The following is a 14,547-nucleotide window of genomic DNA, read 5'->3' on the forward strand; positions in this document are numbered from 1 at the left end:
TATCCATTGGATGCCAATCTTGCGACTCCTGCGAAAAGCGGTTAAAGAAACAATGACTAGGAACCATAAAAAAACTGGAGTCATCACTACAAAGTCCATATACCATACCTCGCCTATGATCAGTTTCATTAGGGTTGAATCCATCTTCTTGACTGAAATCATTCTAATGCTATCCCGTGGCGAAGTGTAGTCCTAACATTTATAGGACCTAGCCGGCTACTCATGTGTATGCGTTGAACTATCGTTTCCCGTTAGTTCAACGATGAGGATACGCTAATTGACCACATAGCCAAGGAAAAAAAGACGCCACTCCAAAACATCTCTGTGCCGTAACGTCTTTTATTTACTATTTTTTCAATGGCTTTCAGCAAAGTAACTACAAATAGAAAACTAAATAACGGTACCAGGTATACTGCGCTAAAAAGAAAAAATTCCATTAAAGTAACCTCCTCGACGCCAATACCGAATTAATCCAAGTATATAACAATCCTGCTGGTTAGCTCTCGCTCATTATAATTCAGCCCATTGCTTTATCCATTTCTCTCCTGTCTTATAAGACAATTGCCCCCAAGACCTGTTCGGCTGCTGTGTTGTATTGAGCTATAGTACCCATTTAGTATAATGCCGACCTAAGTGTTAGCCAATGGCTATTGCTGAAGTATTATTAATGCTTTCTCCAATGCAACATCCCGTTCTTGGTAGACATCCTCTCGTCGCATTCTCACCTCAAAGTCCGGGACAATACCGATCCCCTCGAAAAAATCACCGCTAGGCAAAAAGGAACGAATAGCACCAACCGTCACGATGATATTATTGTTATCGAAGTTTCTGAAGACTGGTTGTCCGGTCGATCCAAAAGTACGCTCTCCGACGATCGTCGCCCTGCCATTATCCAGAAAAGGCATAACAAAGTCTTCGGCGGCTGATCCAGAAAAACGATCCACTAATAATATCAACTTTCCTGCATACGGTAGAATTCCGGCAGCAGGATCGGTATAATCACTTCTACATTCAGCATAACTAAAGTCTGGCGCGAACCGTATCTCCGCTTGCTGATGTCGTTGACTCAAGAATTCAGGATGACGCGCTCGTTCAGTCCACCACCTATATGGATGATCCATGAGATGCTGCGTAAGTGCACTTGGAGTCGAGCCACCGCTATTACCTCTTATGTCTATAATAATTGCTGTAGCATCGCGAAACTTTTCTAGAAATGTCAATGCCGTCTCTTCAAACTTCGGATGGTTGAAGCTCGGGATCCGAATAAATGCGACCTCCTCACTCAGGAGCCACTTCCCTGTCGTGTCTCCTCGATTCAGAGCATCAAAGTCTAGAGGGGCGCGGTGAATGGTAACAGCCCGACACGTGCCTTGTTGATCTACTATTTTTACTTCGACCTGCTCTTCAGTGAGGAGATACGATAGATAGTAAGGAATTCGAATACTCATCGATCGCCAATCGGTAATGCCCGTAAAGTGACTAAGATTGTCCAACCAATTCGGTAGCGAAATCTCCCCAATCGACCTCACTAAGTCCCCCGGCTCCATTAAGCCGGAACGATCTTCTCTCACGCACCATTCTCCTTCTAACTCCTGCAGAGAAAAGTTAAACATTCCTCCAAATGGTAATGGCGCTGCTTGGTCGAAATAATTCGAATGACCATTACGAAGCTTTCCGAAATACTCCCACATAACCATCTGGAAGTCGACACGTCGTTTAGCTATCGCAGCTTTTCCAAAGAATTCCTCAGACACGTCTCCGAGTTCTTCCGACCGAATAGTCGCATTTTCCCAATGGACAAATGCTTTCTCGGTCAATCTTATGGTCTCTGATACTATCAAAAGCCGTTGTTCCAATGACATCTCGCTCATAAATTTCGCTCCTAGAATTTTGGATTACTGGAAAATTCGTCAATTTAGGTAAGTATCCTTCTTTTACTCGTTGCTGATCTGCAAAGAACAACAAAGGCAGCCGATTGGCTGCCTTCTTCTGTAATGTGTATTGAACTAACGTTACCCGTTAGCTCAATGACTTTTTTCACTCATATGCCTTACCAGCCAATAAAGAGGTTGCAAACAGATTCCAACTAAGCGTATTAGAATTAGTGTCAGAATCGTCTAACCATGCTGCCATAGCTTCTAAAAAGCCTTCTAGTGTTCGGTTCTCCCAACTCGCAACGTTATCAGTTAGATCATGTCGCAATGTATGAAGAAATGCGACCAACTCATCTTTACTGGATACATCATTTGGATTCAAGTTTTTCACATTCCCCTTTTTAACTATCGTACCCGTTAGTTTACTCCCCAACGTGTCATTCCTTATTATTTTCAGGCAACTCCTCTTCTACCGGTTCTCTAACTTGGTTGCGAAATTCTTTCCGACATACGCTATAGAGCTTATAATTTTCTCTGGCATGATTTAATGAAATGTGATTAGCACCAATACTTTTATCAGGTATCTCATGTGCAACAATATCGTATTGCCAATAGCAAACATCACAAATATCTACAATAACTTCATCTTCACTCTCTACAGTATAATAACCGCAACATGGACATTTTTGCCTCATCGTATTTAACCCTCCTATATAAAGGAGTGATTTAAGCTTTGGACCAAGCTATCCGGATAACCAAAGCTGATCATTCCTAATCGACTAATTTCGTGCTTGTTGAACTAACGTGCCCGTTAGCTCAAAGCTAAGTTCGCACGTTTAGAAAAAGCAGACCTGAATTATCAATTAGCGTATATTTATTATCAGGTATTTTGCCCTTTAAAGTCTGCCCAATTAGGATGGCCTGGAATTTTTGTAGGTTATCTTTAAAATTAAGATTAGCTAAGTTATATTGTTCATTTGGCCATCCTTCATCAACATTAAAAAGACCCTTGATATCCTCTTCTATAGCTAGTCCGCCAACAATAAAACCTAACATCCTATACATTGAGATCAAGAGAAGTATGAACTCATCTAACTCTTCACCTTTTATCCCAGGCTGATCCCACTCCAGAGCATCAACTGAAGCACCATAAAAACAAATAGAAAATGATAATAGATCGGAACTTATTTTCTCAACAAAAAGTAAAGCTCTCCGCTGTCGGGTAGTATGAACAGTTAAGTTAAGTGTTATATGATGAATCATTACACTGTTATGATCGTCTTCGTCATAAAGAAAGCCTTCGTAGTATTGTTGGAGGTATTCCGTAGGATTGTGAACTTCTATTCTAACGTCACAATTCTCCAGCTCAGAGACGACTTTTTCTATCTTGGTTGGTTCATTCATAATAAAACTAATTTCTAAAAATGGCCCTCCTTGTAACCAACTCATAAGTAATCACCCCACAAGCAATAGTACCACATATTGGAACTAAACTGCCCGTTAGCGTAGCGAAGGGCTGCCACACGGCAGCCCTTCAGCATTGTGCTATCTCGTGCCCGTTAGCTGAATGTTGCTCTGTGACAAGGTACTCTTTTACGTCGTTGGCCATGTTTCGCTTAGCGGTAGGCAGGCCAGAGAAAAATAAATAGATCGCCCCGCAAAGTAAGAAAGTAATAACAACAACGAGGATTGCTTTTTTATTCACGATGTTGATTCCACCCTTCTTTACACAAGCTGCTTTCTATTGGCAATCATTGATTTATCGCTTGTCTGATACTGCCGGCAGTCTTGCTATCGTTCCCAGTTAGTTGAATAATGAGCCCACTCGGTGCATAGGTCAGCTTGATCATTTCACCTTTTAGCAAAACCCCAAAGTATATCACCAAAAAAGAAACATAGAGAGGAGGGGATGGAAACAAAAATAAATGAAGGACTTACCAATATGAAAAGTAATGCAAAAAGTACATGAAGTGCTAAGGATGTCGCTATTGGTTGCTTAGATTTTGTTGCCAGATAACTGAACAATGTAGAAAATGGTACTCCAATTAGTATTGTAAGCGGAGCTACATATAAATAAAGAAATGGGATATTTGATAAAAACAAGTTTTTTGGAGTTGAAGCAAAGAAAGAAAATAAAATGGTAATGAATATGGACGATACAATAGCAACAATAATTTTTTTGAATATCAAGGAATTTCATCCCTCCAACGATGCAATACTAAAATTTAAGGAGAATGTAGTTTTATGAAAAAAAAAGATAGTAATGATGTTTGCATTAACCGGAATAGCTCTAACAGTTTTAGCCTTTTATTCCTACCCGCACTTATTAGACGTACCTTTTACCATAAAGTTACATTAACCTGCCCGTTAGTTCAACGTAGCGCGGCCGGTTATTTCTCGCTTGATGCTTCATTAATGCGAATTCCAAGCTGTTCGCGGGAATGAGATCAAGTTCTTGTCAATTTCGGTAATGGGATCAAGTTCTTGTCATTTGGTTTTGACAAGAACTTGATCCCATAAATACAAAAAGCCGCGATATTCGCGGCTTTTAATGAGATAATGTTCTTGTCACCCGACATTGGTTGGCGGCGGCGGCTAAAGAAAAGTTTTATCATGGGCAGGCGGCTAAAATTCAATACCTTATTCTGGCTTTACTTTAGTAAGAAATAAAGCTAAATCATCGTCCGCCCGAACGACGCTACCGGGAACAACAGGTAAGTTATTGTACATAAATCCTCTGCCGTCAGGAATGTAGCCACGTTTAATGTACATTCTTTGTGCAGTGCCATAATCAGCATAAAGTCCGAACCCAATACCAATGACATCATACGTATCAAAAGCATACCTTTCGATGGCATCTATTAATTTAGAACCCACACCATGTTTCCTATATGGCGGTATTACGTCAAAATTTTGGATTTCGGGAATCCCATTAACCATAAAAAATGCGTATTCTGGCTTGTAAACAAGATGTCCCCATCCAACAAATTCATCGTTGCATAGAGCCAAAAATGTTGTTCTTTCTTGGCTTGAATTTTCCCTCCAACATCTCTCGATATAATCCAGAGGTTTACTAACATCATGACCAGACAATCCATTAAAAACCAACTCGATGTCAGTTTGCATCATTTGCCGAATTTCAACAGGTACACACATTAAACGTCTTCCCCCTCTTATAAACTTCTTATTATCAAACAGACTAATAGTTTTCACAGATAACAGTTTAGGGAAAGATAGGTGGAGATCTCGCTCGAGAATCCGAACTATGCCCGACTACATTGTTCTCAATCCTTTCTAATATGGAAGATTATAGCACAAAAAAACTATATGAATGATTTTCTAGTTAATGAGATGATTAACGTATCCTGCCCGTTACTTCAATGGACAACGGCAGCCGATCGTGTTGCCGGCTGCCGTTGCGTCTCCATTCAACTATCGTACCCGTTAGCATATCGCGGCGTGGAAACGACGATCTGTGCCTGGCTTCGGAACGCAAAGGAGGAAAAGAGGAGCAATGGAACCTACCAGGTCTAAGCCAGACCGGGGTTGCCTGGCGTAGACCCGGTGGTTCGCTTGGTCCTCCCGACTGAACGAGCTGGGGGATCCAAAAGGAGTAAGACGAAACCTGCAGGTGGGAAATGAACATGAACGACAATCAAAGTGAAGCATAGGCACAGAAGGAACACTAAGTGCTCACGAGTGATGCGAGGAAGACCCATGCAGACAATCCAAGATGAGCATAAGCAAAAAAGAAAGAGAGCTGGTCAACGGCTCCCTGCCATCCGTCTCTGGAGAATAAACGGTGTAATTAAAGTTAAAACAGGCACAAGGCGTTAAGCCAACAAGCAGGCTGACGCAACAATTTCGTTCCACTAGCGTCAAATAATGGGAAGTAGCAAACATCCTGATGAATAAGGCGGAGGCCCGGATCATGAGCTCTTATGTAAAACGAATGATTATAGCACTTACAAGCTTGATTATACTTACAGGTTGTTTAGGATTCACACCGCTTAGTAAAGGCATAAGAGTAGATATAGCAGAAAAATTGATGTCAACGAGATATCAAGACGAAACCTGGATTCTTGTAGGGAGAGATAAAAGGGATGAACTGATAGAAGAATTCGAAGCGAAATATATGATGCCTTCTTCAATTGGTCCGGGAGGAATCGTAGGTGGAGAAAGAGCGTATCCTAATGCTACGGCTGGGGAACAAAAAGTAACTTTTTTAAGTCCAGAAGAAGCATTAATTAGAAGAGCAGCGCTTACCGGTAAAACAATAGCTGAAATAAGAAAAGAAGATGCAAAGGAACATCGTGTAGAAACTAAAGATTAGCTCTGCGCTTACGAGAACGAAATAGCTAATGAAAGACATTTGACAAAGGAGCTGCCGCGGCAACTCCTTTTCTTCTTCTCAAAATTAAATTCAAGGCTCTTGCCGGAGTTCGGCGGGGCCTTGTTGGTGCGGCAGACACGAGACGAGTAATACTTAACTGTGATTGTCAGCCGGTTGAATCCACTGAATGCCGGAATTCGTGTAGCCGGCGGCCTGTATGGCGTCCAGTCTGACGAACAAACGGCTGTTATACATCAGGCTGTTTGTCTTGTCCACAAACAGTTCTTGATGACTCGTCTTAATCGAATAGCTGTATTCGTCTCCCGGGAGATTGGTCAGCTTCCAGCCAAGCGCCTGGGCAATAGGCTGCACCGGCACGTAGAGCTTGAAGTCCAGACCGAAGAAGCTATACGGTACCGGAATCGTTTTGCCGTCCACCAACACATTTGCTTCAAATAGCTGACGGGATGACGTCTCCATCACTGGCAGCGCGTCGATATCCAGGTCGGCCGGAACTGCGGGCGCCTCCGGCTTGCCGCTGGGACTCGTTTGGGCGCTCTGATAACTCTCCCTCAGCGCATTAGCCTCGCCCTTGCCGGCAGGGCGAATTTTCCCTGTCCGAAAATCATAGATTTGCGGTGTGCGCGTCGGTTCATTGCGCGTGAACAACATCTCTTTTTGTCCACTGCTGTACGCTTCAAGCGAGCCGAGCATGAGCCGCTTCGCCAGACCGTTATCCGGGTTGATCCGGACAATTTCGTTCTGCCGGTCCGCTTTGCTGAAGCGCTGCTCCATCAGCGAGCCGTCCGGAAGCCAGAAATACTGCGGCATGGATGGAAGGTCGCCGATTTGGCGAATGACGCCGTTCTGGTTGTTTTTCAGCAGGACGGCAACCCTCTTCATATACCCATAGCCCTTGCTATATCCACCCTCTGCCGGAAACTTATCGAAATGGAAGATATACTTGAAGCCCCACTTCCCACTCGGCGAGTTCTGATACAGACTTCCCATTACCAACTCAGCCGCCTCCGGGTCATAGTAGGCATCGTCGAATCGCTTCAGCGACAGGACCTGTGAATAACTGGCGGCGTAAGGGCTCTGAATCGGCTGGGACAAACCGGCGATTTCATCAGGGAGCATCTCCCATTGCCCATCCTTCGTTTGTAGAAGCACGCGCCCCTTCCAAGTATCGTCGTTCATATTTTCCATCACATTAAAAAAGGTCTCGCCCGTGCCTGCATTTGTGTACACATAATGATATTGAACGTCCGTTACGGTAGGCGCTGCATAAGCGGCTGCTCCTGAGGCCAGCGTCGTGGCAGCTGCCGCAGCAAGCGCAGCGCGGACGATTATTCCGCGTCTGCGTGTTTGTATATTTCGCTGCATCATTACTCCTCCTCCTCGGTGCATTCTGTGTTTGAATGCGGCTGCCCGGTTGTCCGACAGTCCTTGTTCGCCTTATCGAACGTATAGACGCTGCCTGGATGAGCAAGGTTGCGACGAGGAACGGAATAATTCGGTGACCGGAATCATGTTCTATGTAATGTTCTATCCTATTAGGGGGCCGATAGGTCAATATCATGAGGGGTGCTAATCTGGTGGCCTTTCGTTACGTTAACGGGCAGATTACGCTAATACGAACGGGACACGATAACTGAACAAACATTTGTGGAAAAAAGTGTATAATACTATTGGGTATCCATTGATGTAAGCAGAGTGGTTGTATCAGTAATCTTCGTATCAGCGTATGTTGAGTTGATGAAAGGTGGTAAACATGTTGGCAAAGTATGTAGGAGGCTGGATAGTCATTACGTCATGCTATTTTCTAACGCTGTTTACCTGTTCGATATTGTATCGAACCATCTTTCAGCAGCCCATCGATCATAATTTGTATAGAGCTGGTATGTTTGTTGGGACACCTTTAATAATAGTTCCGTATCTAATTGCAGGCTTTTACGTAAAAAGGTTTTTTGTAAATAAACGGTCAGGTGCAGTATTAATAAGTCTGATTCCAGTTATTAGCGAACGCTTATTGATATTCTTCATCGGGTATCTATTAGTGCTTGGTGGCGGTGACGGATCGATGAATGGAATTTCAACGATGATGTTCATACGTGGTGAAGCAGCGTCGTATTACACGCTTTCATATATACTCTGTGGTGTGCTAAGCGTTCTGATTTGCGTTGTGACTGCAACATATAAACAAAACGTAGATCAGTTAAGCTAACGGGTACGATAACACAAAGAACACATCATGAGGCCACCGAGGGATTTATCGGGTGGCCTCATTAAGCTATTGGGGCAGTATTGTGAAGTTGAACAATTGATTACCCGACACGTCAATAATATAAATGACTGTTGCTAAAGGAGACTCGGAATGCGTCATAAAAAGGAGCGCAAATTAAATAGTGGAAATGGATCCGTGAATAGAGGTGTTCGCATCGGCATCGTTTTGGCACTCGTCTTGATGGTTGGATGCGAGGGAAATAGCAAGGATGAGGACACTTATCGCAACGCGCTGGACTTGATAGAGAATCATAGCTATCCGCAAGCAGTCGGTGTATTAGCTGAAATCGGGAATTATAAAAATAGCTTAAACTTAAGGTCACAGTTGTACAATATCATGAACGGGAGAACGATCGCGGCCGACGGCGATTATCATATTGCGGCGATCAAGAGCGATGGTACGGTCTCGGAACTCGATGCAGCGGGGAGTGCGACGGGGGCGAACAACTGGCGTTCGGTTATGACAATCTCTGCGTTCGACGGCTATTTAACCAGTATTAACGAAATTGGGGACGTTGTCACGACGGATCCCGTCACTATTGGAGAGCTTGAAAATAGTCAAGTGGTTTCGACTGGCACGATGATTCCGGTCATTAAGGCGACACAAGAGTGGAAACACGTGGCCGCGTACGAGGGCCACTATCCGATGAGTGCAGTCGCGCTGTTCGAGGATGGCACCGTGCGTGCCGCCAGCTCGCATATGGTTCCGAAAGAAGTTACATCTATAAACGATTGGAACAACATTGTAACCATTGCGGAATCTCGTTCCTACATAGCCGGTGTGAAGCGAGTCGGCACTGTGGTCATCGCTGGAGGTAACGACCTCATACTCGAGATGAAGACGGCGTTGGATGAAGCAAGACAATGGACGAACATCGCGACAATTTCCGCCGGAGAGCATAATATCGTCGGTTTGAGGCGGGACGGCACCGTCGTTGCCGCAGGAACAAATAGGTTCGGGGAATGCAACGTCGGGGAATGGAAAGACATCGTCGCAGTCGCCGCGGATTGGGATCACACCATCGGGTTAAAGCGGGACGGAACCGTCGTCTTCACAGGCGATAATTCCCACGGCCAAGGTAACGTAGACGACTGGCGAGAAATTGTGGAGATCGATGCCACGACGTTTTATACACTTGGATTGAAGCAGGATGGCACGCTCGTGATCGCAGGTAATCGAGATACGGTCGGCGGAGACCATACATCCGGTGCGCCAGACCTTTCAGGCTTCTTCGAGCTGCTTGTACCATCGGTGCAAGTCTCTGGAGAGACAACAACTTCATAAAACCAGTTAAAGCTAGCGACAATGATTAAGCTAGAGGGAAAGGATAACTCAATAAACAACTATGACCAAGCTGCCGGCAAGACAGGCGGCTTCATTACATTAACGGGCAGCATAATACAACATCCGTAATTTTTTCCCTCATTTCGCATCTAGCCAAACAACCTGTGCCTTCAACCATATTAGGTTGTTCGGAAAGTCAACGTGATGACTTTCCGAACAACCACTCTTTCTTAACTTGCAAATCATAGTCCGTTCACCAAGCAATTCTTAGAGATATGTTTTTTTTTGATCTACTGACTAACCGGCAGCGTAAACTCCAGCTCCGGAATGTACGTGACGACTACTTTCCCTTCCGCATCTAGCTTGAATAGATTGCTGCCCTTATTCTGATAGACATACTCATATGGTCTGATCGTAATCGTTTTCGGTAGCGAGGCGAAGGGCTCGAATCGCATATCCTCGGTTAGTACGTTCCCGTCGGAAGCGTGCCATCCATTGCCTGACACCGGCTGCAATCTATGCCCGTTCTCATCGAACAGATCGTAGCCAAGCGACCGGACGAGCGGCGTCGAAGAGATGGCCTGGCCTTCAGGCAGAACGATGCGAAGCGTCACATCAGTGGTGATTGGAGTGAGCTCGATCTTCTCTACTGTTACTCCCAAATCTCCATAGTCGCGGCTCACGGCAGGCGTCATTACCACATTGTCCTTCGTGTTCTTCTCCACCGGTATCTTCAGCTCGAACGGCTCGTCCACACCTGCGACCTCGGTGCGCAAAGTGAGCTCGAACTTATCAGGAAATGGTTTCCCACCCTGGTTCTTCACATCCGAGAATTGCAAAATGGCGGAATTACGATCCTGGCCCGGTTGGGTGTAGAAACCACCGATGTTTGCTCCTACAGATGACCCGTAAACACCGAGTGGTTCTCCGTTGATGTACAGTTCCGTTCCATTCAACGCACTTTGCAACGAAGCATCCATCTGCGGCCTGTCCCCTTCTGCTGAATGGCTCGTTAACCGTCCGTTCCCGTCTCCGTCCTCAGCCGTCACTTCGCGCTCAAGGCCGACAGACACACGCGTACCGTCATAAATCGTAGCCGGCACCCGCAAAGTAACGTTGCCATGTGTAACACTTACGTTTTGCATGGTAGCAAGCCCTTGTTCGTCTGCTGTCCTAAGCCCGAGATCGCCTGCGACGTGAAACAGGGAGGTGAGGCCGGGAATATGCTTGAGCGACGCTGCCATCGTGGGAGACACAAAGCCAGTACCTGCGATGGCAATTATGGCTATCACTACGGCGGCTGTAATGCCGGTCATTCTCTTCCTCGTCTGCATCCGTTTTCCCCCCTTTTGCCAAGGCGTGCCCGCTGCCTCTGAACCTAACCCTATTCCCGCACTCGCTGACAAGCGCTTCATCGTCCGCTCCACAAGATCCACTTCGACCTCCGTCTTGTGGATCATAGCCTGCAGGCGTGTGAAATCTCTATCCTCCGTGCTTGATGGCATACTCATATGTAGTTCCTCCCTGGGTTTGCTTAAGTTTCTTGCGAAGTCTTTCGTATTTTTTACGCACAGCGGCAGGCTTCAGGTCCATGATCGAAGCGATCTCCTCATAGGAATAGTTCTCCAAGGCGCGCAACAACAAGATTTTGTGTTCTTCGCTGTTCAGGCATGCGAGCAGCTCATGAATGTAATCCGTGTAACGCTCCTCGTGGTCCGCCTCGTCCTTCCCGCGGTAGCCCGCCCAAAACTTCAAGCTGCGGCTTCGTTTCTTCAAGAGGTTGATGCAATGATGGTGTGCAATTTTGTACAGCCAGGCAGAGAAAGACGACCCAGGCGTATAGCTACCAATATGGATGAACCCGCGAATGAATATCTCCTGTGCGGCATCTTCCGCTTCTTCTCGACCTCCAAGCAGATAGTAGCAGTAGAGAAATAGTTTGCGCTGAAAATGTTGAATAACAAGGGCATAGGCTTCGGTGTCGCCGCGTTGAACACGGTATACGACACTATTGATGTCTATCTCATTCACTTCTTGCTGCTTATTCATTTGTTTCGTTCATCCCCCTTTGATACTTATAACAAAACCTGATGTCGATTTGTGACAAGTCCCTTGTGAGAATTAAGTAGTAGACTGAAAAACATATTGAACCGTGAAAAATAAAGGTGCAGCTGTGGGGCATTAGGGTAAAACATTCAGGTGGCTCTCTGGAATTCTTTCCTTCGCAATAAGGAGAGGGTAATGTGTTGTTCATAAAAATTCATTATGCTAACGAGGAACATTAGTTGAATGCACCATAGAGCAGCTTGCCGCCGGCAACTGTTCCTTTTTCATTATGCTAACGGGCAAATTAGCGCAACAAATTCATTGTAATAGCGTATAGGGGATAAATGGGAAATTGTATGTGGAGCATTAATTTACACCATTCTGATTGCCACCAGCACTATAAAATTGTATTACTTGAAAGGATGAGATGAACGATGAAATTACGAGCACTACAGGCGTTTATTTTATGTTTCGCCTGCATTGCTGTCTTCACAGCAGCGAACACTGTACACGCGGAAGGACAAGGCGGTATCCCGATCCATCTAAAGATCGGTAACTACTATATTCTATATACCCAGCCCTCTCCTCCATTTGTCGATGCCAATAACCGTTTGCTTTTATCGCTGCGCGCTAATCAAGACTTGATGGGTGGAACTGTTTCTTATGAGAACTCGACTAAAACAGCTACCGTAGCTTTACTGAACCATACGTTTCAATTAACCATCGCTTCAAAACTCGCCACAGTTGACGGCAAAGTGATTACAATGGATACAGTACCGATGTTAAGAGGCGGCGCAATGTTTTTGCCGATCCAATTGTTTCTGGATTACTCGGATGTAAAATATAAATGGGATAATAAACTGCAGTTACTTCATATCACGGATGAACGTGTGGCAGTTGGGCAGCCATTTAAAGATTTTGAAGGCAATGATTTCACTTCCGGTCATGTAGACGGTGCGTTTGATCTAAGTTCCTTTAAATTGACTCCGCATTCGTTGTCTATAACTGCCCGGAATATATCTGGTGAAGATATTCCAGAAGGAAAATCTGACATTCATCCATTGGTCGTATTTAAAAACAAAAGTGGATTTTCTACCGATTCCTATTCCAGACCGATGTATCCGAATTTGCCTGAGGTAAAGAAATCTGCCTCAATTACTGTCACTCAAAGTTTTGATATTCAAAATGCCGCATATATCATTTCTGTAGGAAGAAGAGAGCCATAATAGCTATTCTTTCTTGCAATCTACTACGCTAACGGGTACGACGCAATTTGGAGCAATTTGCCGGCGGCAACTGCTCCATTTTTTCATTACGCGATTCTAGCTAATAGCTTAAAAACAAACGATCGGATTCCAATATAAGGTGCAATCAGCGATGTGTTTGAGGGAGGAAACTCATGAATGTAGCGATTAAAAATTTGAGGTATCTATTGCTAATCTTAGTTTCAATTATTCTTCTAACTGATTGTACAAAAAAAATATTAACTGATTACAGGGAGTCCTCAAGTGACAGTCTAATTTTACCAAATGACTATCGTGTATTTGGCTCACTTGGAGAAAATCATTTTATCGCAAAAAAAGAAAAAATTATTGTCTATAGTAATATATCAGACATAGGCTGGAATAAACTGCATGTGCTTTATAAACGCATTGTACCGCCTGATGGCTTCATGGAGATTGGCGTAATCAACACAAAAGATGGGAAAATTACCATCCTATCTTCTGATGAGGACATCATTAATCAATTAATTGAATTAGGGATTGGAAAAATAGAACTAAAAAATGTAGATGAACTGATAGAAATGAAACGCAAATCACTGGGCCGCTGATAGTCAAATTGCGATTCCAGCTTGACTGCGGCCTATTACATCGAGGCAGCGCGACAGCGATGGCTTCTTTTTGCAATAGCCGTGCGGCAGCTGGTAAAAATTCAAAAGCCAGCGGTTAGCTGGGTTACCATATAAGCACGAAAATCCGGCGCACGGACTTTTAGGGCTCGCCATGCTTACCTCTCGAATCCGATTCGCTCCTTTGGGATTGCAGGGCATAAATAAATGCATCAACAAAACCATTTTTTAACAGGCAACCACAGCAAAAATAAGAGGCCTTGGAAACCGATTTCCCTGGCCTCTGTATCCATTTATCCTATTCAGTTCCATCTCCTTAATGGCTTGCTCTGCTTCATCGGGTTCAATAAGTCCTAGGCGCAACGAACCGATAGCATCCTGTCTTCTTGAGAATAAAAGCACGGCTTTGCGCGAATTCACTATCGTGACTGAAGACATGTCCCAACGCTTATCTTGATCTGTGCGCTGGCAAGCCGGGCAGCTCGCTACCGGGATTCCGTCATAGCTCTCAATCGATCGTTGGGACACAATGCCCCGACCAAAATGGGTTACTTCAGTTGCTTCGCGATCATAACCATATAAAGATGGCCATCCTTATCCGGCGCGCAGCTGATTTCATAGGTCAGCTCATCATCGACTTTCGCGTTTTCGGTTTCGCCGTATTCATCCAAGTGATTTCGCATAGCGATCTCTTCAGCTTCCCTACTGTCAACAGCAACAACCGCATATCCGTAGACGCTTGGATCCTCCCCTTCCTCTTCGTCCCAAATGGCCACGTTGTACAAGCATTTCACGATCTCTCCCATAGAAATCCCTCCTATTTGTTGACCTTGCTCATGTAGAAACCATCATCCTGACAAGTGATACAGATTTA

General features: G+C 44.7%; 13 protein-coding genes. 4 read left to right on the forward strand and 9 right to left on the reverse strand.

The features are described 5' to 3' along the window. Positions 1 to 647: 647 nt before the first annotated feature. The 5 genes from AC50YL_RS34440 to AC50YL_RS34460 all read right to left on the reverse strand — a co-directional run bounded on the left by AC50YL_RS34440 (position 648) and on the right by AC50YL_RS34460 (position 5,030). Entirely contained in the window at positions 648 to 1,871 is a 1,224-nt protein-coding gene (locus tag AC50YL_RS34440; RefSeq protein WP_494837894.1) for a S41 family peptidase, read from the reverse strand. Between the two features lie 166 nt (positions 1,872 to 2,037). Next, positions 2,038 to 2,265 (reverse strand): DUF7660 family protein, encoded by a 228-nt coding sequence (locus AC50YL_RS34445; protein WP_494837963.1) that lies wholly within the window; start codon positions 2,263 to 2,265, stop codon positions 2,038 to 2,040. 46 nt (positions 2,266 to 2,311) lie between these two features. Beyond that, complete coding sequence (locus AC50YL_RS34450) at positions 2,312 to 2,569, reverse strand: CPCC family cysteine-rich protein (protein WP_494837895.1); 258 nt, start codon at positions 2,567 to 2,569, stop codon at positions 2,312 to 2,314. A 127-nt stretch (positions 2,570 to 2,696) separates the two neighbouring features. Continuing rightward, entirely contained in the window at positions 2,697 to 3,323 is a 627-nt protein-coding gene (locus AC50YL_RS34455; protein WP_494837896.1) for a hypothetical protein, read from the reverse strand. A gap of 1,191 nt (positions 3,324 to 4,514) precedes the next feature. Continuing rightward, positions 4,515 to 5,030, reverse strand: coding sequence for a GNAT family N-acetyltransferase (locus AC50YL_RS34460; RefSeq protein ID WP_494837897.1), 516 nt, complete (start codon positions 5,028 to 5,030; stop codon positions 4,515 to 4,517). A gap of 775 nt (positions 5,031 to 5,805) precedes the next feature. Between AC50YL_RS34460 and AC50YL_RS34465 the strand changes: the two genes are divergently transcribed. After that, positions 5,806 to 6,207, forward strand: a complete 402-nt coding sequence (locus AC50YL_RS34465) for a hypothetical protein (protein WP_494837898.1) — start codon at positions 5,806 to 5,808, stop codon at positions 6,205 to 6,207. Positions 6,208 to 6,360: 153 nt separating this feature from the next. On the opposite strand, the gene AC50YL_RS34470 is transcribed toward AC50YL_RS34465, so the two are convergent. Continuing rightward, the gene (locus AC50YL_RS34470; protein WP_494837899.1) at positions 6,361 to 7,596 is read right to left on the reverse strand and encodes a hypothetical protein; all 1,236 of its coding nucleotides are present in this window, start codon (positions 7,594 to 7,596) and stop codon (positions 6,361 to 6,363) included. A gap of 988 nt (positions 7,597 to 8,584) precedes the next feature. On the opposite strand from AC50YL_RS34470, the gene AC50YL_RS34475 reads away from it, so the two are divergent. Continuing rightward, positions 8,585 to 9,778 (forward strand): RCC1 domain-containing protein, encoded by a 1,194-nt coding sequence (locus AC50YL_RS34475; RefSeq protein ID WP_494837900.1) that lies wholly within the window; start codon positions 8,585 to 8,587, stop codon positions 9,776 to 9,778. Positions 9,779 to 10,068: 290 nt separating this feature from the next. On the opposite strand, the gene AC50YL_RS34480 is transcribed toward AC50YL_RS34475, so the two are convergent. After that, positions 10,069 to 11,289 (reverse strand): DUF4179 domain-containing protein, encoded by a 1,221-nt coding sequence (locus AC50YL_RS34480; protein WP_494837901.1) that lies wholly within the window; start codon positions 11,287 to 11,289, stop codon positions 10,069 to 10,071. Then, complete coding sequence (locus tag AC50YL_RS34485; protein WP_494837902.1) at positions 11,261 to 11,827, reverse strand: RNA polymerase sigma factor; 567 nt, start codon at positions 11,825 to 11,827, stop codon at positions 11,261 to 11,263. Before AC50YL_RS34485 ends, AC50YL_RS34480 begins: the two co-directional genes overlap by 29 nt. Before the next feature lie 431 nt (positions 11,828 to 12,258). Here AC50YL_RS34485 and AC50YL_RS34490 point away from each other — a divergent pair, with 431 nt between their 5' ends. After that, a complete protein-coding gene (locus AC50YL_RS34490; RefSeq protein ID WP_494837903.1) occupies positions 12,259 to 13,050 on the forward strand; it encodes a copper amine oxidase N-terminal domain-containing protein in 792 nt (263 codons plus the stop codon). Positions 13,051 to 13,223: 173 nt separating this feature from the next. After that, entirely contained in the window at positions 13,224 to 13,655 is a 432-nt protein-coding gene (locus tag AC50YL_RS34495; RefSeq protein ID WP_494837904.1) for a hypothetical protein, read from the forward strand. Positions 13,656 to 14,221: 566 nt separating this feature from the next. On the opposite strand, the gene AC50YL_RS34500 is transcribed toward AC50YL_RS34495, so the two are convergent. Further along, positions 14,222 to 14,479: a hypothetical protein gene (locus tag AC50YL_RS34500; protein ID WP_494837905.1), complete on the reverse strand. Its 258-nt coding sequence runs from the start codon at positions 14,477 to 14,479 to the stop codon at positions 14,222 to 14,224. Positions 14,480 to 14,547 lie beyond the last annotated feature (68 nt).

The organism is Paenibacillus sp. J22P277, assembly GCF_059383675.1.